A 21,533-nucleotide genomic window follows, 5' to 3' on the forward strand; every position below is an offset into this window, starting at 1 on the left:
GACGTGTCCAAACGTCTGCCCGTACGATCAAGCCAGTTTTCCACTTCCCCCCAGCATCGGTGCCTTGGGTTTACGAAATACCAGCACGTTGCCCAGCATCACCAGCACCAACCCCACCAGCGCCGGCGCGGTCCATTGGTAGCCTTCGGCAAACGCCGACACATTCAGCGCCACCACCGGAAACAACACGGTGCAATACGCCGCGCGCTCCGGGCCCATGCGCCCGACCAGCGTCAGGTAAGCGGTGAAACCGATCACCGAACCCGGGATTACCAGGTACAGCAGCGAACCGATGTAGCGCGCGTTCCATTCCATGTCGAACGGAATGCCTTTGACCAGGCACCATACCGACAGCATCGCCGCACCATAGGCCATACCCCAGGCGTTGGTCGTCAGCGGTTTCAATCCGGCCTTCTGCTGCAAACTCGACAGCATGTTGCCAGCCGAGAAGCACAAGGTCCCGAGCAAGGCCAGGCCCAGGCCGAGCAGCGTTTCCGGGCTGGCGGTATGCCCGGCCAGTTCCGGCCAGAACAACAGGCCAAGCCCGAACAACCCCAGTGCCCCGCCCATCAACACATTGCGAGCGATTTTTTGACCGAAAAACACCCGCGCATTCAGCGCATTCCACAGGGTGGCGGTGGAAAACACCACGGCAACCAAACCACTGGGAATCCACTGGCTGGCCGTCAGGAAGCACATGAAGTTGACGCAGAACAGGCACAGCCCCTGCGCCAGACAGATCAAATGCCCACGCCGGTTCATCACTTGCAGACGCCGACTCAGCAGCAACATCGCGAACAGCACCAGCGCCGCGAGGCCGAAGCGATAGACGATCGACACCGGAATCGCCACCACGCCCAGTTGCCATTTCAAGGCAATCCAGGTGGTGCCCCAGATCAGCACGGTCAGCAAGTACAACGACAGGTTCATGGCAAACACTCCTCAATAGAGGTTCAGTGTCCCGCGCCCGCTCGCCCCGCACTTGCATAAACTTGCGCTTTTGTCGGCGCAGAGGCTGGCAGGCCAACGTCTACGGAGTAGGATGCAAGGCGTTGGAGAGAACCGATCATGCCCGCACTGGAAACACTGCAAGTCTTTCAAGCCCTCAACCGCTCGCCCAATGCTCGCCTTGAGCACAGCGCCGAGCTCGGTGACGGCATGGCTGCAGCCTTGTGGAGCAACCATCACGACGCGCAGGATTACGAAGCGCCGAGTCATCACACGTTGTCGTGCTACATCGCCGGCGGCACCGGCACGTTTCGCCGCGACCAACCCGGCACCAAGGGCGGCCCCGACAAGTTGTGCATTCTGCCCGCCGAGCATCAATCCGGTTGGGTGATCAACGGCGACATTCGCCTGGCCCACGTGTATTTCAGCCCCGAACAATTCGCCCTCGGCTGCGTCACGCTGCTGGACCGTGAACCGCGCGAACTGCAATTGCGCGAAGGCACTTTTCTCGACGATCCGGCGCAAGCCCGACGCTTTCGGCAGATGCTCACCCTTAACTGGAACGAACCCGGCGAACGCGTGCTGACCAGCAGCCTGGCCCACGAAATGCTCAGCCACGTGTTGCTCGGGCAGGTTGGAATGCGTGAGGGCTTGCGGCTCAAGGGTGGACTGGCCGCGCATCAGCGGCGGCAGTTGGTGGAGTTCATCGACAACCAGTTGGCGGAGGCCATCAGCCTTGGGCAATTGGCCGCGCTGTGCGCGTTATCGGAATACCACTTTGCGCGGATGTTCAGGGAAAGCTTCGGCTTGCCGCCGCATCAATATGTGTTGGCGCGAAGACTGAGCCGGGCAAGGGAGTTGCTGCGCTCGACGTCGCAGCCGTTGGGGGAGATTGCATTGGCCTGCGGGTTTGCCAGCGCCAGTCATTTCACCAATCGGTTTCGGCAGGCATTGGGTGGGACACCTGGGGACTATCGCCAGGCGTTTTTGCGCTAAGGCCCATGACAGTCGCTGCCTCTCAGGACGCCATCGCGGGCAAGCCCGGCTCCTACAGGAATAGGTGTCGAAGCGCACTCCTGTGAACGACACTATTCCTGTGGGAGCCGGGCTTGCCCGCGATGAACGATGACGCGGTCTCGGTCAGAACTCCAAAGTGCTGGAAAACAACACCTGCCGCGAATCGCCCATCGACACAAAGAACCGGCTCGCCGCCGAGGTGTAGTAGGTGCGGTCGAACATGTTCTTCACGTTGAGCTGGAACTTGACCTTCTGCCCTTCGACCTTGGTGTCGTACGTGGCGAATGCATCGGCCACGGTGTAGGCCGGCAGGTCGAAGTCGTTGACGGCGTTACCCGCCCGCTCGCCGACATATCGCGCACCCGCGCCGACGCGCAACTGATCGCCACCGACGATGGTGCCGAAGTCATAGACCGCCGACAGCGAGCCGCTATTCTTGGCGACGTTCTGCAGTTGCTTGCCTTTGTAATCCGGGTCTTCGGTGACTTCAGCATCGATGTAGGCATAGCTGCCGATCATGCTCCAACGGTCCGTGAGCTGGCCGGTCAGATCCACTTCCAGGCCACGGGAACGCACTTCGCCGGCAGCACTGTAAATCGTCACCGGGCCTTCGGCGTTGGCCACCAGTACGTTGCGTTTCTTGATGTCGAACAGCGCGATATCCGCCGTGATGCGGCCCGGCATGTCGAGCTTGGCCCCAACCTCCCAGGACTTGGCTTCTTCCGGCGCAATGCTGCCGTCGAGCACGGTGCTGCTGCCGCTCAACGGCGCGATGGTGGAGTTGGGTTTGAACGATTCGGTGTAGCTGCCGTAGAACGACAGTTCGTCGGTGTAGCGGTACACCAGGCCCGCACGCGGCACCCATTTCTGGCCGTTGTTGTCCGTGTTGGCCTTGAACGGCACACCTTTGCCGGCGTACTGGTCGTATTCCTGGAAGCGCCCGCCCGCGACGAAAATCCATTGGTCGGTGAGGTGGATCGAGTCCTGAAGGAAGATCGAGTTGCTGCGCAATTCATCGGTTTGATTACTGTCGGCCGCACTGACGGTGGTGCCCGGCACTTCAAGGCCGTAGATCGGGTCGACGTAGCTGAAGATGCTCCGGCTTTTCTGGCGGATCAGGTCTTCGCGGTAAATCTTGCGGTACTCGTCATCGAGGCCGAACACCAGGTCGTGTTTCATCCCGGACCATTCGACATTGCCTTCGAGGCCGACGGTGGTGAAGCGGTCGGTGCTGATGGCGTTTTGCGTGCCGTCCATGCTGCGGGTCAACGTGCCTTTGTCGGTGTCGATGGCGGTCACGCGCACCTGGCTGGCGTCGTAGGTTTCACGGTTCCAGCTGTAGCCGAAGTGAGCTTTCCAGTTGTCGTTGAGCTCGTGATCGGCCTCGAAGTGGTACAGGTCCGAACGGCCTTCCATGTTGTTGAACGGCTCGTCGAGGCGCAGGTTGCGCGAGATGTCCAACGGATGATTGGTGTTCGGATCGATGACTGTGCCACGGTCAAACGGGGTCAGAAACTCACGGTGTTCATAGGAGAACAACAGCGTGGTGCTTTCGCCGAACCAGGCCAGCGACGGCGCGATCATCGACTCGCGGTGGGTGCCGAAATTGCGCCAGTAATCTTCGTCTTCATGGTCCAGCACCATGCGATAAGCGAGGCCCGATGTGCCCAGTGCGCCGGTGCTGTCGAGGGTGCCACCGCTGCCGTTCTTGCCATCGTCGTAGGTCGAACCGCGCAGAGTCAGGGCGTTGTACTGTTCCAGTTCCGGCTTCTTGCTGACCATGTTGACCACGCCGCCCGGGTCCTGGATGCCGTAAAGCAAGGACGCCGGCCCCTTGAGCACTTCGACGCGTTCGACACTCTCACTCAGGCCACGCCCCTGCACGATCGGCATGCCGTCGCGCATGATCGAGCCGTTGCGGTTGTCACCGAAACCACGCGTCATCACCGAGTCCTGGGTGCTCGCCAGTGTGTTGCCCTGGGTGATGCCGCTGACGTTGGCCAGCGCGTCATCCAGATTGCGCGGCACCTGATCGCGAATGACTTGGGCCGGGACCACATTGACGGTCTGCGGGACTTCCTGGAGCAAGGCCGAAGAACGCATCACCGAACTGGTGGGCGGCGGCTGATAACTCATGGATTGATCGGCCACCGAGGTGATGGTGGTGGCGCCCAGGTTCAGGGTGCCCGCCGTCGGCACCGGCTCAAGGATCAGGGTGTTGGGGTCGGTACGGCGGAAGGTCAGTCCCGAACCGCTGAGCAAACGCTGCAGGGCTTGTTCGGCGCTCAACGGGCCGTTGATCGCCGGGGCGGTGACGCCGTAGGGCGCTTCATCGGTGTAGACCACACTGATGCCGGTCACCCGGCTGAAGTCGCTCAGGGCCTGGGGCAGCGGTTTGGCGGCAATGGCGAAGTTGAACGGCGCCCGCTGTTGCGTGCTGCCCGTGTCAGCGGCCGAGGCGATGCTCAAGGGCAGCAACGCCAGCGCCGACATACTCAGTGCCGAGGCACCCAACCACTGTTTGACCCAACCCGATTTTGCCCTGGACTTCATTGCTCGATAGACCTGTGTAGAACCGCAACGGATGCGAATGACTCGCAGTTTCAGTCACTACACGGATGGGGCTTGGTTTTACCTCATCAAAATGTTGAAAATAATTTTTGTTCTGAAAGATGCGGTGTCTGATCGGTCCTCATCGCGGGCAAGCCCGGCTCCTACAGGGATCGGGTTCCTTCATGAGAATGCGGTCAAGTGTGGGAGCCGGGCTTGCTCGCGATGGGGCCAGCAGCTTTAACGCAAAATAATCAGCTGCCCCAACACGCTGTGCTGCTCAAACCCCAACACCCCTTGCAACGAACTCAACACGACCTGCGGATCCCTGCTCGGAAAGCTGCCACTGATTCGCCGCGCCGCCAGTTCATCATTGAGCAACACGATCCGCCCCGGGAAGTAACGCCCCAAATCCTGCACCACCTCGGCCAGCGTCGCCTTGTAGTAATTGAGCCAACCCTGGCGCCAGGCCAATTGCGCTTCGCTGTCCACCGCATGGGATTGTTGCGTTGCGCCGTTGCCATAGGCCACTTGCTGGCCGGCGGTGAGGATTTGCTGCTCCGCGTGCTTGTCCGCAGTCACGCCCACCCGTCCGGACAACACCGTGACTTGCGCCCCCTGCGGTTGCAGGCGCACTTCAAACTGCGTGCCCAGCACTCGCGCCTGCCCCTGTTCGGCATCGACCACAAACGGGTCGCCGGTGTGCGTCACGCTGAAAAATCCGGCGCCGCGTCGCAGCTGGACGCGCCGTTCACCGCGACTGAAATCCACGGCAATGGCGCTGTCGGCATCCAGCGTGACTTGCGATTGATCGGCCAGTGTCACGGTGCGAATTTCGCCCGGTGCCGAGACATAATCGGCGCCCAGATCATCGACCCAACGCATCGGCTGCCAACCGACCCCTACGCCGATCATCAGCACCAGACACGCCGCCATGGCCAGCGCACCCGACCAGCGCTGCACGCTGTTGCGAGGCGATTGATTCATCGCATTGAGATACCCCTGCAAGGCCAATGCATCTTCATCGGCCAGGGTTCGCGCCGGCGCTTCGCTCAATTCCCACACGACTTGCGCCTGTGCATAAGCCTCGGCGTGGGCAGGATCAGCCTGCAGCCAGTGACTGAACGCAAGTTGATCGCCACTGCTGGGCTGGTCGTGCAACAAGCTCAGCCAAGCGTAGGCGGCCTGCTCCTGAGCGGGCGTCGGGGTGACGCGTTCGGGCTGATTCACGGTGCTTTCCCTGGCGTGCGCATGGGCGATTCCTGCAGGCTGGCCTTGCAGGAATCGAGGGCGCGCATCATATGTTTTTCCACGGCGCTTTGGGACAAGCCCATGGCCTTGGCGATTTCGGCGTATTTGCGACCGTGGATGCGGTTGAGCAAAAAGATCTGCCGCGTGCGCTCCGGCAAGGCCCGCAACGCCGCTTCGACGTGACGCAAATCATTACCGGCTTCCAGCGCGGCTTGCGGTTCGCTGCCGTGGCTGTCTGGCGCCTCCGGTATCCAGCCTTCGTTGACCCGCACCCGCGTGCCTTCGCTGCGCAAATGGTCAATGGCGATGTTGCCGGCGCAGCGCAGCAAGTAAGTGCTGAGCTCTTCGACTTGTACCAGCGGCCGCCGCCAGAAACGCAGGAACAAGTCTTGCACCAGGTCCGCAGCCGTCGCCCGACACCCCACGCGCCGGTTCACCAAGGCTTCCATCTGCGAACGCTGGGAAAGGAACACCTGCAGGAAATGCGCGCGCGTCCCGGGATGTTCTTCGTCGTGTGGTTCGGGTGGGAGGGTGATCATCGGCTCAGCTCTGCGCAAACGTGGTGACGATAGAGGCACCAACGAGGGCGAGATATTAATGATAAATATTCTCATACGCAAAGAGACCCGATTGCCGGATCCCGTTTTACCGAGGAGGCATGAACCTGTTTCTGATGGTTCCCACACCTGCATGGGAATGCAGCTTGGGACGCTCCTCGTCCCAACAGCGGACGCAGAGCGTCCATCGAGGCGTTCCCACGCAGAGCGTGGGAACGATCAGTATCTGCGTGGGAACGATCAGAAATCAGTGCTCAAACAAAAACGGGCCTGCAATCGCAGGCCCGTTTTTTGGGGAGGGTAAAAGTGAATCAGGCTTCAGCCGTTTTGCGCTGCCTGTTCGTTCTCGAGAAATTCGTCTTCCAGCAGCGCATCGGCTGCGTTTCTCTCGAACGGCACCACCACGGCACGTGGTTTGCCTCGCAGTTTGCCGAACAGGTGCTCTAGCGCGTGTTCGAGTTTTTCGGCTGCACCGTCGATCGCCAGTTCCAGATTGGCGGCTTTATGGGTGACAGAAATCGGTTGGTGGCCTTTTGGCCTCGCTTCCAGTTGGCAGCGTATGTCGTGCGGTCCGGGCTTCTCGCCGTTTTCGTCCCGCAGGTGAACCTCGACGCGAGTCAGGTCCTCTTCATATCGTTCGAGCGTGCTCTCAATGGTCGTACGTACCCACTCCTCCAGTCGTTTACTGCCTTGAATATGGTTATCGCTATTGACTTGGATTTGCATAGTTCTTCCCTTATTTCAGCTAGCTCGCGAGAGGCCGGTCAGCTAAGCCCTTGGGCGTCATCACCGTGACCTCTTAACTACACAATCGGTCTGTACGCTGAACAATTCAACCCCTTAAAAAAGATAAATATCTAATCGCAAAAAAAGCCGGACAACGGCTAAAAGCGCTGCTAAGGTCGGGAGTTGGGTCGCTTCACTTCTTTGTCACAATTACTCACATCTGCTGCTCCGCCAGCGGGTGCACACTTCGAAATATTCCCGCCTCCTCCACCAGCCAGTCATGCACCGCGCGCACGCCCGGATGGCTCAAAGCGCCCGGCGCATACAGCAGCATATAGCGCTTGTGATTGGGCACCGTCAGCCCGAACGGCACGATCAATGTCCCTCGCTCCAACTCATCGTTGAGCAGCGTACGCCGCGCAATCGCCACGCCCATCCCGGCGATGGCGGCTTCGATGGTCAGGTGATTGCGATTGAAGGTGTGCCCGCGCCGCACGTCCGCGCCCTCGAAGCCGATGGCATTGAGGTAGAACTCCCATTCCGCGTATTCGTAGCTGCCGCGCCAGGCGGTGATGTCGTGCAGCAACGGGAAATGCATCAGGTCCGCCGGGCCATGCAGCGGTGGCCGCCCTCGCAACAGGCTGGGGGCACAGACCGGAAAGATCTGTTCGTCGAGCAAGGCTGTGGATAACAGGCCGGGGTAGCTGCCATCGTTCAGGTCGATGGCCAGATCGAAATCCCCCTCGTGCAGCGGCACGCTGCTGTCCTCGGCCACCAGGCGCAATTGAATGTCCGGAAAGCGCTGCTGCAAACGTGGCAGGCGCGGGGTCAGCCATTTACTCAGGAATGACGGAATCGAGCGTAACCGCAAAGTGCCGCTGATCATTCCGGCGTCCAGACGGCGTAATTCGGCATCGATGCTGCCGTACGCCTCGTTGACCGTAATGGCCAGACGTTGGCCTTCTGCACTCAGTTCCACACCGCGAGCGCGACGATGAAACAGGCGAAAACCCAAGCGTTCTTCCAGCTGCCGAATTTGCTGACTGACCGCCCCCGGCGTGATGTGCAGTTCTTCGGCGCAACGGGTGAACGACAAGTGCCGCGCGGCACAGGAAAACACGTGCAGCCAGACGTAGGTCTGGGCATGCAATTGACGACTCATCGTTTAGTCCTGCTAAAGGCTGTCTTAGGAAGTTTCGTTGGTCACGATGGACCGAGGGAGTCAGTATCGCCGAGATTGCGCTTGTCCTACAAAAATGGCAGCGATTTCTCCTCCATTACTTGTATAGGCTTTAGCATGGCTATCAGTGTTTTCGATCTCTTCAAAGTCGGCATCGGTCCGTCCAGCTCCCACACCGTCGGCCCGATGCGCGCCGCCGCGACCTTCGCCCAGACACTGATTGACCACGGTTTGCTGGACGCCGTGCGCCGGGTAGAAATCCGCCTGTATGGTTCGCTGTCCGCCACCGGCGTCGGCCACGCCACCGACCGGGCCTGCGTTATGGGCTTGATGGGTGAATGGCCGGACAGCATTGATCCGGGCAGCATCGACAGCCGAATCAACACGTTGCTCGAAACCGGTGAACTCGCGCTGGCCGGCAAAAGAACCATCGCCTTCAACTGGCAGCGCGATCTCTTGTTGCTCGATGAGAGCCTGCCCTATCACCCCAATGCCATGTCCCTGACAGCCTTCGGCGAAACCGGCGAATTGTCGGAGCAAACGTATTACTCCGTTGGCGGCGGTTTTATCATCGAAGCGGCGCAAGCCGAGTCCGGCATCGCCCCTGCCAGCGATGTGGTGCTGCCGTATGATTTTTCCAGCGCCGCCGAACTGCTCAGACTCTGCAACCAGCACGGCTTGCGTGTGTCCGAATTGATGATGGCCAACGAATTGGCCTGGCGCAGCGAAGCCGAGATCCGCCAGGGTCTGCTGCACATCTGGTCGGTGATGCGTGAGTGCGTCGAGCAAGGTTTACGTCACGAAGGCATCCTGCCAGGTGGCCTGAATGTGCCACGTCGTGCCGCGAAACTGCACCGCAGTCTGTTGGAAATCGGCAAACCGAATGTCATCACGTCCACCCTGTCGGCCATGGAGTGGGTCAACCTGTTTGCCCTCGCCGTAAACGAAGAAAACGCCGCAGGCGGGCGCATGGTCACGGCACCGACCAACGGCGCGGCGGGGATTATTCCAGCAGTGCTTCATTACTACATGAAGTTCAACCCGGACGCGTCGGACGATGACGTAGTCGCGTTCTTTCTGGGCGCGGCGGCGGTCGGGATTCTGTGCAAGAAAAACGCCTCGATCTCCGGTGCTGAAGTCGGTTGCCAGGGCGAAGTCGGTTCCGCCTGCGCGATGGCCGCTGCCGGCCTGGCCGACGTGCTCGGCGCCACCCCGGAGCAACTGGAAAACGCCGCCGAAATCGGCCTGGAACACAACCTTGGCCTGACCTGCGACCCGGTCGGCGGCCTGGTACAAGTGCCGTGCATCGAGCGCAATGCGATTGCCGCCGTGAAAGCGATCAACGCCACACAAATGGCCCTGCGCGGCGACGGTAAACACTTCATTTCCCTGGACCGGGTCATCCGCACCATGCGCGATACCGGCGCCGATATGCATGACAAGTACAAAGAAACTTCACGGGGCGGCCTGGCGGTGAGCTGGGTAGAGTGCTGATTGCACTGTCTGCGGTCATCGCTTCATTCTTGCCCTGAAACGGGCACACGCAATCGCACTTCGTAGCAGCTGGCGCAGCCTGCGTCCGGCTGCGAAGCAGTCGTTAAATCAGACGACGCGGTGTTTCAGAAAGACCGCATACCCAGGTTTTACGACTGCTGCGCAGCCGAACGCAGGCTGCGCCAGCTGCTACAGAGAACGGTGTGGTTTAGTGAGCTTGGATGAGCCAGGACGTCCGTCGCTTTTTTGCCGAGATAGTTGTTCGACAACTTTGTGCGGCATGCCCCTTGCTACGTCACCGATGAGGCAAATGGACTTTTGAAACCTCAGCGAGCGATCTGCCGATGGTCTGGTGGTGCGAACCAACCCGGACATGGCCGGTCAACAACTGCACGTTCAATCAAGCGGTGACGCATCATGGACAACCCCTTTCAGGTCATTACCGATGCCTTTGCACCGGATTACCAGATCAACCTGAGCATTCAGGGTCTGGACGGCAGCATCATGCTGACCCTTTCCAACGCGGGCCGCGTGGTCGCCAAACGCATGATCAGCGCCGACCAGCGCAATGACCCCAAACGCCTCAAACGCCTCGTGCAAAGCATCCAGTTCGGCATTGCCATCGAACAGGGCCACAGTGCCATGGCCATCCTCGAAGCCATGACCGACGGCGACGATCACACTTTGCCGCCGCCCTACATCAATGGCCAGCCCCGACACGCGGTCCGGCTCTAAAGCTCGCCCTTCTCCACTTCCGGATGCTCACCGGACCCCGCACCGATCTTGCGTTGCGGGTGTTCGATTTTCACCGAAGGAAACTGCGACGAAGCGTAACGCACCACCAGGATCGAAAACGCCAGCAGCAAAATCCCGCCGCACAGGTAGATGATCCCCAGGTCCGGCGGGTTATGGTGCGAGACGTTGGAAATCAGCAAGCGCGTCAGCGCGGTGATCGCCACGTAGATCAGGAAACGCACCGGCATGTGGTTGGTCTTGAAATAAATCCCGACCATCGCACCCAGTTCCAGGTAGATGAACAGCAGCAAGATGTCATCGATCTTGATGTGCCCTGCTTCGATCATCCCCATAAACTCCATCACCGCGGCATACGCGGTCACCGCACCGATGGCGAACAGCGCCAGGTAATGGAAGGTTTCGACGAACAGGTTGCCCAGGGATTCGGCCAGTTGGTGCACGTTCTGCCGCAGGTTTTCGGCCCAGTTGATTTTCACGATGATGCTTCCTTAGCTCGGTTCGAGCGGATGATGCGCGATTGACGTGACGGTTGTTCTGCATGCAGAAAAAAGGCCAGCCGCTCTCGGTGAGAAGATGATGAGTTGTTGCTGGACACTTTTGCGGTGAATTCACTGACGCCATCGCGAGCAAGCTCGCTCCCACAGGGGATCTGTGGTGTTCACAAAACCACTGTGGGAGCTTGCTCGCGATTGGGGACAACACGGTTCACCTGACAAACGCCAATTTCGGTCTACATTAAAAAGCCACTACCCAAAGCGCAGGGATTCGCTTATCCTTTTCGCTGTATATAAATACAGTGGTCGAAACAGACAACTATTGTGAAGGCATGTGAGGTGGTGAATGGCCGTCGAAGTGGTATACCGCAGCAGCCGAGATCTGGAGCGCTTGTTCATGGATAAAGCCGAAGCTGACCGTCATGACAAAATGCTCGAACTGGCTGAATTGCTGGCTGAAGTGTTGCAAAAAGCCGTTCCGTCCCTGACCGAGCAGCAAGTGGAAGAAGCCGGGATTTACATGGCGAAGAATCGCGATGTATTTGCCAAGGCGTTCAAGAGCCAGCCGGATGCCTTGTCCGAGCTGCTGAATGCGCCGGCTGAAGTCATTGAAACGGCCGAAGCTGTCGAAGTGGCTGTTGAAGCGCCTGACGCTGCGCCGACCAAGCCAGCCAAAGCGGCCAAGGCACCGAAGTAAGAAACACCCGAATTGAATAGGCCCTGAGTCGAATGACTCAGGGCCTTTTTCATGTCTTGGGCAATAGCAGAATTCAGCGGTACAACACTTTCTCCGCCAGTTCGTCCGCCACCCGCGCAGGCGAGCGTTTTTCCGCCTGGGCATGGGCGAAGACTTCGGTCAGTCGCGAGGCGATTTTCGACAGGTGCGCGGTGATGGTCGTCAGCTCTTCGCCACGGTGCTTGAGCGAAACGTAGATCAGCCCGCCCGAATTGATCACGTAGTCCGGCGCATACAGGATGCCGCGTCGCTCCAGTTGATCGGCGACTTCCAGGTGCGTCAGTTGATTGTTGGCAGAGCCGGCCACCGCCGAGCAGCGCAGTTGTGTCACGGAGTGGCTGTTGAGCACGCCGCCCAGGCCACACGGCGCGAGGATGTCACACGGCGTGCTGAGCAGTGCGTCGTTGGCAATCGGGTGCGCGCCCAATTGTTCCATCGCCAGTTGCACCTTGCCGTGATCGATATCGCTGACCAGCAGTTCAGCGCCTGCCGCATGCAGTTGTTCAGCGAGCGCGTAACCGACATTGCCCAACCCTTGGATGGCCACACGCAGGCCCTCCAGATTATCGCTGCCCAGACGGGCCATCGCGGTCGCTCGAATGCCGGTGAACACGCCCATGGCGGCATGCGGTGCTGGGTCGCCCGCTGACGTGGTGCTGGTGACGTGTTGGGTTTGCTGGGCGATGCAATCCATGTCGGCGACTGAAGTGCCACTGTCGATAGCCGTGATATAGCGGCCGTCGAGCTGGTCGATGCAGCGCCCGAAAGCTTCGAACAATGCACCGCGATTTTCCACATGGGCCGGGCGAACAATCACCGCCACGCCGCCGCCCTGGGCCAGACCGGCCAGCGCAGCTTTGTAACTCATGCCTTGTGCCAGGCGTATGGCATCCTCGACCGCCGATTCGTCGCTGGGGTAGGCAAGGTAACGACAGCCGCCCAGGGCAGGTCCCAGCCGGCTGTTATGAATGGCAATCACCGCCTTCAACCCGGTGACCGGGTCGACGCTCAGATGCAGCGATTCAAGGCGAGTGCTTTGCATGAGAGCGAACATCGTGGGGCTCCCGAATCACTTCTTGTAGTCGCCAGTATAGGCTTGCGCCCAAAAATTGCAGAAGCGCACCGGAATAAGCGGCGCTACTTTGCAGGCTTTCGGACATAACCTGAAACCGCATGTGTGCAGCACTGGACGAATGCCGGAGACGGGGCTAAAACGAGGCATCCGCCGGAGATTTTGATGACGCCCCGACAATGCTTCTTCGATTGCCTGCAACGTTCACCGCCCGCGCTGTTCGAGGCAGGGCTGTGGATGGCGGTCGAGCACGATGCCAGGCTGGCCCCCGAGGCAGTACTGGCCGACCTCAACGACCTGACACAGCAGGTCAGCCAGGGTTTGCCGATGTTGCCGGTCGCCGAACTGGCCCAGCCGTTGTTGCGGCGGATGAATGACCTGGGGTTCGCCCAGGACGACTTCACTCCGTTACGCCCTCAAGTCGCCTTGCTCAACAGAGTGCTGGAGCTGCGACGTGGCCAGCCGTTGTCCCTTGGGCTGATTGCATTGGAGTTGGCCAAACGACTGGAAATCCCGCTGGTGGGCGTCAACTTCCCCGGGCACTTCCTGTTGCGGGTTCCCGGTGCCGATCATCTGCTCGACCCTTGTGGCGGGCGCCGGTTATACCCCAACGACTGCCGTGAACTGCTGCATCGACAGTACGGCCCGAACATGAAACTCAGCGCTGACCATTTACTGACGGCTGACCCGGTGCAGATGATGCAGCGCCTGTCGCGAAACCTGCGTCAGCTGCACCTGTCCCACGATGACTACATCGGTGCCCTGATCGACGCCGAACGCGTACTGGAACTGGGCAACGCCAACGCCGCCGACTACCTGGCCAGGGCCAGCCTCTATCAACGGCTGGATTGTCCGAATGCCGAGCGATTTGATCTGGAGCATGCACTGTTGCTCAGCGACGACCCGATCCAGCGGATTCGCCTGACGGAACGGCTGGGGCATTTGCCGCCCAACTCGATCGTCCATTGATTAATCGCCGGCTCCTACAGGGGTCAACATGAGGCTTTATGGGGTATCAGGCTGGTTGGCCGGGTGCGCCGTGATGAACGCTGGATGGGTGGCTGCCAGTGCCGCTACTCGGCGAATTCGTGGATACGCTTCGAGGGAAATATTGAATCGCTCGGCCGCGTACAGCTGCGGAATCAGGTAGACATCCGCCAATCCCGGTTCATCGCCAAAGCAATACCCTTCATCACCGATCAACCGTTCCACCGTCGCCAGCCCCTGGCTGATCCAGTGCCCGATCCACTCCACCACTTGCGGCTCGTCATGACCCAATTGGCGCAGCTTGTTGAGCACGCTGACGTTATGCAATGGATGCACGTCGCAACCAATCACCGCCGCCACACCGCGTTCATGGGCGCGGGCGGCAAGGTCTTTGGACAGCAGCGGCACCTGTGGATAACGTTCTTCCAGGTACTCGATGATCGCTGGCGACTGAATCAACAGATCGCCTTCGTCCGTGCGCAGAGCCGGCACCCGACCCTGCGGGTTGATGCCCAGGTAAGGCGGCTGCCGATGTTCGCCACCTTGCGGTGCAATCAGGTTGATCGGCAGCGCCTGGTAGTCCAGGCCCTTGAGCGCCAATGCGATTCGCACCCGAAAAGACGAGGTCGAACGGTAGTAGGTATAGAGTTCCATGACCCGATCCTCTTAGCGCGCCGACAGCACTTTGCCGCGGCATTCGCCGAAACCGATAGAGGCAAAACCTTCACGGCTGCAACGGGCACGCAGGATGATTTCGTCGCCGTCTTCCAGGAATTTACGCACCTCGCCCGACGCCAGTTCGATCGGCTTTTTACCGCCCTCGGTGATTTCCAGCAGGCTGCCGAACTGACCGCTTTCGGGACCGGACAAGGTGCCCGAGCCGAACAGGTCACCGGCCTGCAACTGGCAACCATTGACGCTGTGGTGCGCGACCATTTGCGCCACGGTCCAGTACATGTGTTGGGTGTTGCTGAGCGTCAGGCGATGGGCCGGCAACTTCTGCTCGCGCAGGCCTTCGGTGAGCAGCAGCACTTCGAGTTCGATGTCGAAACCGCCAGCGGCTTGATCGCGTTTGTCGAACAGGTACGGCAGCGGCTGCGGATCGCCTTCAGGGCGCGCAGCTTGCGGGCGACGGAACGGCTCCAGCGCTTCGGCCGTCACCACCCACGGTGAAATGCTGGTGATAAAGCTTTTCGACAGGAACGGCCCCAACGGCTGGTATTCCCACGCTTGAATGTCACGTGCCGACCAATCGTTGAGCAAGCAGAAACCGGCGATGTGATCAGCGGCATCACCGATGGCGATCGAGTCGCCCATCTCGTTGCCTTGGCCAATCCAGATGCCCAGTTCCAGTTCGTAGTCCAGACGCGCGCACGGACCAAATGTCGGCTCGGTCTGACCGGCCGGCAAGGTCTGGCCTTTCGGACGGCGAACGTCAGTACCGGACGGACGAATGGTCGAAGCGCGGCCGTGATAACCGATGGGGACGTACTTGTAGTTCGGCAGCAGCGGGTTATCGGGGCGGAACAGTTTGCCGACGTTTTGCGCGTGCTCGATACCGACGTAGAAGTCGGTGTAATCGTTGATTTTAGCTGGCAGGTGCATCTCGCAATTCGCCGCCAAGGGCAGCAGTTTTGCGCCTTGGGCTTCGATTTTTCCGTGCAGGGTGCTGCCTTCGGTGAACAGTTCCAGCAGACGTTGGCGCAAGGCAACGCGAGCGTCGCGACCCAATTCGAAAAACGCATTCAGTTGACCGCCACGGGTCGCTTCGACGGCCGCTTTCGCAGCACCATCGAACAGCCCGGCCTCCAGCGCCGCCTCCAGATCAAAAATATGCTCGCCGATCGCCACACCGCTGCGCGGGGCTGAACCGTTCACGCTGAACACACCCAACGGCAGGTTTTGCAGCGGGAAATCGGTGTGGCCGTTGGCGGAGGCAACCCAGCTACGAGTGATGGAAGTCTGAGTCATGGGTTATCTCCGGGTCGGGTCGAAAGTGGCAGGCAGCGTGGCCCAGCAGGCATCGTAGTTTGTTTGCAGTTGCGGGCAATCCAGGGCGAAACGGCTCGGGCGCAATACCTGGCTGGTCTCGAACATGAAGGCCATGGTGTTGTCGATTTTCGCTGGCGCCAGTTCCGCATTGATCGCCTTGGTGCAGGTTTCACCGTCGGGACCGTGTGCACTCATGCAGCTGTGCAAGGACGCACCGCCGGGCACAAAGCCTTCGGCCTTGGCATCGTATTCGCCTTTGATCAGCCCCATGAACTCGTTCATCAGATTGCGGTGGAACCACGGTGGACGGAAGGTTTTCTCGGCGACCATCCAGCGTGGCGGGAAGATCACGAAGTCCAGGTTGGCCAGGCCATGCACACTGGTTGGCGACGTCAGGACGGTGAAAATCGAAGGGTCCGGGTGATCGAAACTGACCGTGCCGATGGTATTGAAACGGCGCAGGTCATATTTGTACGGCACGTTATTGCCATGCCAGGCGACCACGTTCAGCGGCGAATGATCCAGCTCGCAGCCCCACAATTGACCAAGGAACTTCTGCACCAGCGTGGTCGGTTGCTTGAAATTTTCGTAATGCGCAACCGGCGTCAGGAAGTCCCGCGGGTTGGCCAGGCCATTGCTGCCGATCGGCCCCAGGTCCGGCAGACGCAACGGCGCGCCGTGGTTCTCGGCGATGTAACCGCGCGCTTGCGGGTCGAGCAGTTCGACGCGAAATTTCAGCCCGCGTGGCAATACGGCGATTTCCAGTGGTTCCAGATCCAGCACGCCGAGCTCGGTAGCAATTCGCAAGCGCCCCTGCTCCGGCACCAGCAGCAGTTCGCCGTCAGCGTTGAAGAAAACGCGCTCCATGGAGCGGTTCGCGCGGTAGCTAAGGATGCTGATCCCGGCCGGTTTTTCCGCGCCCGAGTTGGCGGCCATGCTCACCAGCCCATCGATGAAATCGGTCGGCTCGGTGGGGATGTCCAACGGGTTCCAGCGCAGGCGGTTGGGCGTCACTTCACCCAATGGGCCGCCGGCCAGTTGCCGATCCAGTTTGACGAACGCCGGATGATTGGCCGATGGCTGAATGCGGTACATCCATGTGCGCCGCGCTTCACTGCGAGCCATGGTAAACGCGGTGCCGGAGAACAATTCAGTGTAGAGGCCATAGGGGGCTTTTTGCGGGGAATTCTGGCCGACGGGCAGTGCGCCGGGCAACGCTTCACTGCTGAACTCGTTGCCGAAGCCTGACTGGTAAGCCAGCGCTGGCGCGGTTGAATCAGGGTTCATGGAGCCTCCTGAACAGGGAGTAGGCAGTGGCCTGTCACTCTGTTGCAGAGGTTCGGCACGCCTGGGTTATTTTTATCGTAATTTGATTACGCATAACGTAATTTGATTGGTATTGACCGTCAAGCTATAAAGACGCCCATTCGTCCCGGGATCAGACCGCCTCCATGGAAACGCCGCGCAACAACGACAAGCAGAAAGTCCGCTCGGCCGAGGTCGGCACCGACATCCTCAAGGCCTTGGCACAGTTGTCGCCATCGACCTCGCTGTCGCGCCTGGCCGAACACGTGCAGATGCCGGCGAGCAAGGTCCATCGCTATCTGCAGGCGCTGATCGCCAGCGGCTTTGCCGAGCAGAACACCGCCACCAACCACTACGGCCTCGGGCGTGAAGCCTTGCGCGTCGGTCTTGCCGCACTCAACAGTATGGATGTGCTGAAAGTCGCTGCCCTGCCGTTGGCCGAACTGCGCGATGAACTGAACGAAACCTGCTTTTTGGCGGTGTGGGGCAATCAGGGTGCGACCGTGGTTCACATCGAACCGGCGGTGCGCGCGGTGACGGTGGTGACGCAGTTGGGTTCGGTGTTGCCATTGCTCAGTTCATCCACCGGTTTGGTGTTCGGCGCGTTTCTGCCAAAGCGTGAAACCGTCGACTTGCGCGAGCAGGAACTGCAAACCGCCAACGTTCATACGCTGGCGGACGATCAGGCCTACACGGCATTGTGCGAACAGATCCGCGAGCGCGGTCTGCATCATGTGCACGGCTTGCTGATGCCCGGTGTCGATGCGTTGTCAGCGCCGGTATTCAATGCCGTCGGGAATGTTGCAGCCGTCATGACCATTGTTGGCCCGGCGTCGTTGTTTTACGCAGACGAAAACGGCCCGGCGGCGCAGCGATTGCTGGCGGCGACGCGGGCCGTGAGTTGGCGGATGGGGTATGAGCCATCCCGTTCTATCTGATCTCTGTCGACCTCAGTATCCAGCCTGCACAGAGTAAAGAGAAAAATTAATGCACTGTGGTTTTGCTGGTATTGACGTCTTGTTCACCCAGCACGTCTTGAACGATTTCGAGCAGTCTTTCATGACCGAGTTTCTGCCCCGTGGCCTTAGATACCATGCTCACAACGGTTTTTGCATCACCAAACAACTGGATCAAACTCTTCTGGGCATTGGTGACCTCTTTTGCACCCCGAGTTGCCTGCCCCAGGCTCACCAGTCCGATCAATGCGTCCTTGAAGTATTTAAACGAGGCATCGTAATCGCCATAGTAATGTGCCTTTACGCCATCGTAGAAATTTTTACCCAGTTCTACAATCGTCACCAACACACCAACAGGAGGAATAACTAAACTAATAACAGTGGCAGCCAACATCACATTATCATAAATCAGGCCCGCAATAATCTCATTAAGACTGGTGGTTTGTTCATCGACATCATCAATGACCCGATTCACTTTGATTTCATATGAAGCTCGCAGATCCCTGACCCTGGACATGTACGAAGGCACAGGCGCCGCAACTGTGTCAGCACGACTCTGAAGCAGATCAAAATAGTCGTTGACCACCTTTTTATCTGCGACTTTTATTCGATTGATGTAATAACTCCTGAACGGACCAAAACGAAGCCTGACAGCGGAAGCAAAATGACCGATGGGGCGAAACGCCGCACCATCCGGTGCATCCGGAGTATAAAGAAAATCTTCAAGTCCTTTAGCGGTCTTAATCCTGAATATATAAACACCCGTCACCTCACGAGTTTTTAAAATATTAAATCGATAGACACTTTCCTCATTGATCACAGGATTCTCATACAATTGTCCTTGCGGAACTTTCAGATCAAGAATAAGTTTTTCAATACTTCTAAACTGATCACCGTCCAATCCAGCATCAAAGAACTGAGTCAGTAAGGCCTGATGCATCTCACAATGCACACGTTTGAAGTTTACTTCTCGTCTGAAGGTGTAGGATGAATGACGCTCAGCCAGATAATCAGACTTCAGAAAGTCAATATATTTTTCTCCCGAGCGAAGTGTTTTAGACCACGAGGCAATATCTCGTATATCGAGCTTGTCGAGGGGCGGGTGGACAGCTCTCCAATAAAATTTAGGATACTGCCCTGGAACGGGTTGAGGACTATTATTAGGCTCAAAGCTACGCCCCTCGACAATCAGTTCCGTCAGACTCATCTGCTCATCCGAGCTTATTTGCACATAAACCATATCTGGATCGACATTGACGTAACTCCCGCGAGAGCGAAGTACCGCCTCTACCCTTTCTTTAATAAGTTCTCGGGAATATTCCTCAAAGGAAGGAAACGCCGTTTCGCGGGACTCTACAGTGTAAAGCGCTTTGAGCTCTGTATTTAGACGAGCATGTTGCTGACGCAACAGTCGCGGCACATTTCGGTAATAGGCCGGAGCTGCCTGATTGATTTTCGCTAACGACCAATCATAATTCAGCCCCACAAAACGGGTCAGTGGTATTCGCGTCTCTCTATTTAAAACTATGGACTTGAGGTTACTCAGAATCGGTTTTATAACGTGCTGACGCAGCCTTTCCCCCACACTTGGAACATCATTGGCATTCATAAGCGAAGCCGCATAACCAGAATCGCTATTCATCCATTCCCCAAGTTTTTCCTTAAAGGCATTAAACTCAGCAAAACGAAGGACCTCATATTCCCCTTTTGGGGTTTTCAAGAAGACCAGTTGTGTACCAAACGATTTTTGCGCCCCCCAGAACAGCATGACATCATTCAAACAATGGGACGCTCCGTCGAAGTACACGCCATTAATCTCAACCGCCAATTCACCTTGCAATCCACGCTCAACCAACCGGACATCGTTATCGTTGATCTTTCCGGTGTATCGAGCTATCCACAGTGCGAGTTCCAATTTACTCGACAATCGATTGAGACAGGCATCGTGATAGGCCTGTGACGGATAAAAGGGCGCCGCCTCCACAAAATCGCGTCGTACATCGACAGTTTGCAACCAGTATTCAAGCTTTTCGGGAGTCAAGCCAGGAATTGCCTGAGCGCCCTCGAAACGCATCTGGCCCCTGTGTCCACCATCGTGCAATCCGAAAATAATCTGTTCTGTCAGGGTCCTTGCGTCCTCCTGAACGATCGTCCGACCACCGATTTTGAGCTCATACCGGCTATGAACTTTTATCGTATCGGGGTTGATTTCAACGCCGAATGCACTGCGGGCCCAATCTTTAACCTTTCTGCGAGCATACAAGGTCAGGGAAAAATGCTCATCGGACTTAACTTGAAACTCGGCGTCGTAATTATCCGCCGATTCTTCAAGTTCCTCATACCGCAGCTGAACGTTCTTGTCCGACGCTTTTAACCAGTCCGGCCAACCGGCACGATTGACTGCCGCCTTCAACACCTCGAATTGAGCTGACCAGTTTGATTTCACCGCGTCCAGTCGCTGAATCGCTTCCAACTCAACGAGCAAATTCGGGCTATGGCTATCACCAAAGTTTAAAAGCCTCGAAAAATCATCGCGCTGTTGCTTTAGACGACTATCGACACAAAAATCGAATATATCCTCTTGCACATTCTTATAGGACACACTGGTTTTCGAGACAGACCATCGCGCCATCGCGAACACAATGCCGCATGCATATCATTACTCGTGACGAAAAATTCGAAACCGCTTTCTGGCGTGTACACCACACAAGTGTGCCAGTCGTCATCCAGAGAAAGTTCTGAAGGTGTCAGCCCGTTCATATTGACTACAAAGCTGGAAGGAAACGTCGCCGGAATTTTGTTTGGTACTTCCAATACGATGCGGTATAAAGCAGTACCCTTTCCCGACAGCAGGAGTTCCGAAACCCGTCGCCCTTGGGAAGAGTCCAATACTCCTCCAATAGTACTCAGCGACAGTTGGGCCATCAACGCATGCGCCTGTAATTGCTTCAAGACATCTTTGTTCGTCGAAGCCGGATTATCAATCACTCCGGCATTGGTCAGCCAGTATCGATCAACGCTTGCGCGATGCTCCGATCTGAGATCACTTTTTTACCAGAATGCGTTCGACCGATTGAATACTGAGGCCTTGAACAGCGTATGCATTATTTGTAGTGTTCGGTCGTGTGTATACACCATCCACCCCAAAAATATAGTTAGGAGATATATTCTTTTCCAAACACTCGAAAAAAACATCCAGCAAAGTACCTGATGGACGAGTTTTCTGCTCAGCCGTGTAAGCACCTCTGGTAATAAAAATATTTTCAGCATTCAGCGCCACATTATACTCATGTACTTTCAGCGCTAACCGGTCACGGGTCATTTCCTTAAATGAAGGAACATCACCCAGAAACGCCAAAAGTTGCTCCCCCACCTGCCGAACCTTCGCCAACTCAGTGGAAGCCTGCACGGTTCCTTGCGGAGCATCGAGCATCAAACTGTTATAACTTGCACTCATCTTAGTTATCCTTGATAGAGACAGACCAGAAGCAACTTCATGTCACTTCACCTGC

The 21,533-nt window shown here is 57.9% G+C and carries 18 protein-coding genes and 1 pseudogene; 6 read left to right on the forward strand and 13 right to left on the reverse strand.

All coding sequences use genetic code 11. From position 1 onward, the window contains the following. Positions 1–27: 27 nt before the first annotated feature. Positions 28–930: a DMT family transporter gene (locus tag C7534_RS13835; protein WP_046026751.1), complete on the reverse strand. Its 903-nt coding sequence runs from the start codon at positions 928–930 to the stop codon at positions 28–30. Between the two features lie 138 nt (positions 931–1,068). Between C7534_RS13835 and C7534_RS13840 the strand changes: the two genes are divergently transcribed. Continuing rightward, entirely contained in the window at positions 1,069–1,944 is an 876-nt protein-coding gene (locus C7534_RS13840) for an AraC family transcriptional regulator (protein ID WP_109786083.1), read from the forward strand. A gap of 144 nt (positions 1,945–2,088) precedes the next feature. On the opposite strand, the gene C7534_RS13845 is transcribed toward C7534_RS13840, so the two are convergent. From C7534_RS13845 to C7534_RS13865, 5 genes are all read right to left on the reverse strand, one after another. After that, on the reverse strand, positions 2,089–4,518 hold the full coding sequence (locus C7534_RS13845) for a TonB-dependent siderophore receptor (protein ID WP_109786084.1): 2,430 nt from the start codon (positions 4,516–4,518) through the stop codon (positions 2,089–2,091). A 237-nt stretch (positions 4,519–4,755) separates the two neighbouring features. Then, complete coding sequence (locus tag C7534_RS13850) at positions 4,756–5,745, reverse strand: FecR family protein (protein WP_109786085.1); 990 nt, start codon at positions 5,743–5,745, stop codon at positions 4,756–4,758. Then, entirely contained in the window at positions 5,742–6,305 is a 564-nt protein-coding gene (locus C7534_RS13855) for an RNA polymerase sigma factor (protein WP_109786086.1), read from the reverse strand. The genes C7534_RS13850 and C7534_RS13855 overlap by 4 nt, the downstream gene beginning before the upstream one ends. A gap of 336 nt (positions 6,306–6,641) precedes the next feature. Further along, the gene (locus tag C7534_RS13860; RefSeq protein WP_046026758.1) at positions 6,642–7,049 is read right to left on the reverse strand and encodes an HPF/RaiA family ribosome-associated protein; all 408 of its coding nucleotides are present in this window, start codon (positions 7,047–7,049) and stop codon (positions 6,642–6,644) included. Between the two features lie 214 nt (positions 7,050–7,263). Then, positions 7,264–8,211, reverse strand: a complete 948-nt coding sequence (locus tag C7534_RS13865) for a LysR substrate-binding domain-containing protein (RefSeq protein WP_046026759.1) — start codon at positions 8,209–8,211, stop codon at positions 7,264–7,266. Between the two features lie 135 nt (positions 8,212–8,346). On the opposite strand from C7534_RS13865, the gene C7534_RS13870 reads away from it, so the two are divergent. Together C7534_RS13870 and C7534_RS13875 are read left to right on the forward strand one after the other, a co-directional pair. Next, positions 8,347–9,723, forward strand: coding sequence for an L-serine ammonia-lyase (locus tag C7534_RS13870; RefSeq protein ID WP_046026760.1), 1,377 nt, complete (start codon positions 8,347–8,349; stop codon positions 9,721–9,723). Between the two features lie 417 nt (positions 9,724–10,140). Continuing rightward, positions 10,141–10,458 (forward strand): DUF3509 domain-containing protein, encoded by a 318-nt coding sequence (locus C7534_RS13875; RefSeq protein WP_046026761.1) that lies wholly within the window; start codon positions 10,141–10,143, stop codon positions 10,456–10,458. On the opposite strand, the gene C7534_RS13880 is transcribed toward C7534_RS13875, so the two are convergent. Continuing rightward, a complete protein-coding gene (locus tag C7534_RS13880; RefSeq protein WP_109786087.1) occupies positions 10,455–10,955 on the reverse strand; it encodes a phosphate-starvation-inducible protein PsiE in 501 nt (166 codons plus the stop codon). The two genes, C7534_RS13875 and C7534_RS13880, sit on opposite strands and share 4 nt — an antisense overlap. A gap of 364 nt (positions 10,956–11,319) precedes the next feature. Here C7534_RS13880 and C7534_RS13885 point away from each other — a divergent pair. After that, positions 11,320–11,574 (forward strand): annotated as a pseudogene (locus C7534_RS13885) (YebG family protein); the annotation flags it as partial. 169 nt (positions 11,575–11,743) lie between these two features. Here the strand turns inward: C7534_RS13885 and C7534_RS13890 are convergent. Then, positions 11,744–12,763, reverse strand: coding sequence for a Glu/Leu/Phe/Val dehydrogenase family protein (locus tag C7534_RS13890; protein ID WP_046026764.1), 1,020 nt, complete (start codon positions 12,761–12,763; stop codon positions 11,744–11,746). A 183-nt stretch (positions 12,764–12,946) separates the two neighbouring features. Here C7534_RS13890 and C7534_RS13895 point away from each other — a divergent pair, with 183 nt between their 5' ends. Continuing rightward, on the forward strand, positions 12,947–13,750 hold the full coding sequence (locus C7534_RS13895; protein WP_109786089.1) for a SirB1 family protein: 804 nt from the start codon (positions 12,947–12,949) through the stop codon (positions 13,748–13,750). A gap of 36 nt (positions 13,751–13,786) precedes the next feature. Here the strand turns inward: C7534_RS13895 and maiA are convergent, their stop codons facing one another. The 3 genes from maiA to hmgA are packed head-to-tail and all read right to left on the reverse strand — an operon-like array spanning position 13,787 to position 17,047. Beyond that, the gene (gene maiA / locus C7534_RS13900) at positions 13,787–14,422 is read right to left on the reverse strand and encodes a maleylacetoacetate isomerase (protein ID WP_109786090.1); all 636 of its coding nucleotides are present in this window, start codon (positions 14,420–14,422) and stop codon (positions 13,787–13,789) included. Between the two features lie 12 nt (positions 14,423–14,434). Further along, complete coding sequence (gene fahA, locus C7534_RS13905; RefSeq protein WP_109786091.1) at positions 14,435–15,739, reverse strand: fumarylacetoacetase; 1,305 nt, start codon at positions 15,737–15,739, stop codon at positions 14,435–14,437. Between the two features lie 3 nt (positions 15,740–15,742). Next, a complete protein-coding gene (hmgA, locus tag C7534_RS13910; RefSeq protein WP_109786092.1) occupies positions 15,743–17,047 on the reverse strand; it encodes a homogentisate 1,2-dioxygenase in 1,305 nt (434 codons plus the stop codon). A 164-nt stretch (positions 17,048–17,211) separates the two neighbouring features. On the opposite strand from hmgA, the gene C7534_RS13915 reads away from it, so the two are divergent. Continuing rightward, positions 17,212–18,003, forward strand: a complete 792-nt coding sequence (locus C7534_RS13915) for an IclR family transcriptional regulator (RefSeq protein WP_109786093.1) — start codon at positions 17,212–17,214, stop codon at positions 18,001–18,003. Between the two features lie 46 nt (positions 18,004–18,049). Here C7534_RS13915 and C7534_RS13920 read toward each other — a convergent pair whose 3' ends face one another. Together C7534_RS13920 and C7534_RS13925 are read right to left on the reverse strand one after the other, a co-directional pair. Next, complete coding sequence (locus tag C7534_RS13920) at positions 18,050–20,623, reverse strand: dermonecrotic toxin domain-containing protein (protein WP_146206172.1); 2,574 nt, start codon at positions 20,621–20,623, stop codon at positions 18,050–18,052. Between the two features lie 441 nt (positions 20,624–21,064). After that, the gene (locus C7534_RS13925; RefSeq protein WP_109786095.1) at positions 21,065–21,478 is read right to left on the reverse strand and encodes a hypothetical protein; all 414 of its coding nucleotides are present in this window, start codon (positions 21,476–21,478) and stop codon (positions 21,065–21,067) included. Between the last annotated feature and the right edge of the window lie 55 nt (positions 21,479–21,533).

Origin of the sequence: Pseudomonas sp. OV226 (assembly GCF_003148705.1) — a bacterium.
In the GTDB taxonomy this organism is placed as follows: Bacteria; Pseudomonadota; Gammaproteobacteria; order Pseudomonadales; family Pseudomonadaceae; genus Aquipseudomonas.

What these genes read in the sequence shown, in the direction of transcription:
- C7534_RS13860 (WP_046026758.1), bottom strand. Translation starts at nt 7,049, where the DNA reads ATGCAAATCCAAGTCAATAGCGATAACCATATTCAAGGCAGTAAACGA.
- hmgA (WP_109786092.1), bottom strand. Translation starts at nt 17,047, where the DNA reads ATGAACCCTGATTCAACCGCGCCAGCGCTGGCTTACCAGTCAGGCTTC.
- C7534_RS13835 (WP_046026751.1), bottom strand. Translation starts at nt 930, where the DNA reads ATGAACCTGTCGTTGTACTTGCTGACCGTGCTGATCTGGGGCACCACC.
- C7534_RS13925 (WP_109786095.1), bottom strand. Translation starts at nt 21,478, where the DNA reads ATGAGTGCAAGTTATAACAGTTTGATGCTCGATGCTCCGCAAGGAACC.
- C7534_RS13855 (WP_109786086.1), bottom strand. Translation starts at nt 6,305, where the DNA reads ATGATCACCCTCCCACCCGAACCACACGACGAAGAACATCCCGGGACG.
- maiA (WP_109786090.1), bottom strand. Translation starts at nt 14,422, where the DNA reads ATGGAACTCTATACCTACTACCGTTCGACCTCGTCTTTTCGGGTGCGA.
- C7534_RS13845 (WP_109786084.1), bottom strand. Translation starts at nt 4,518, where the DNA reads ATGAAGTCCAGGGCAAAATCGGGTTGGGTCAAACAGTGGTTGGGTGCC.
- C7534_RS13870 (WP_046026760.1), top strand. Translation starts at nt 8,347, where the DNA reads ATGGCTATCAGTGTTTTCGATCTCTTCAAAGTCGGCATCGGTCCGTCC.
- C7534_RS13915 (WP_109786093.1), top strand. Translation starts at nt 17,212, where the DNA reads ATGGAAACGCCGCGCAACAACGACAAGCAGAAAGTCCGCTCGGCCGAG.
- C7534_RS13865 (WP_046026759.1), bottom strand. Translation starts at nt 8,211, where the DNA reads ATGAGTCGTCAATTGCATGCCCAGACCTACGTCTGGCTGCACGTGTTT.
- C7534_RS13840 (WP_109786083.1), top strand. Translation starts at nt 1,069, where the DNA reads ATGCCCGCACTGGAAACACTGCAAGTCTTTCAAGCCCTCAACCGCTCG.
- fahA (WP_109786091.1), bottom strand. Translation starts at nt 15,739, where the DNA reads ATGACTCAGACTTCCATCACTCGTAGCTGGGTTGCCTCCGCCAACGGC.
- C7534_RS13890 (WP_046026764.1), bottom strand. Translation starts at nt 12,763, where the DNA reads ATGTTCGCTCTCATGCAAAGCACTCGCCTTGAATCGCTGCATCTGAGC.
- C7534_RS13875 (WP_046026761.1), top strand. Translation starts at nt 10,141, where the DNA reads ATGGACAACCCCTTTCAGGTCATTACCGATGCCTTTGCACCGGATTAC.
- C7534_RS13895 (WP_109786089.1), top strand. Translation starts at nt 12,947, where the DNA reads ATGACGCCCCGACAATGCTTCTTCGATTGCCTGCAACGTTCACCGCCC.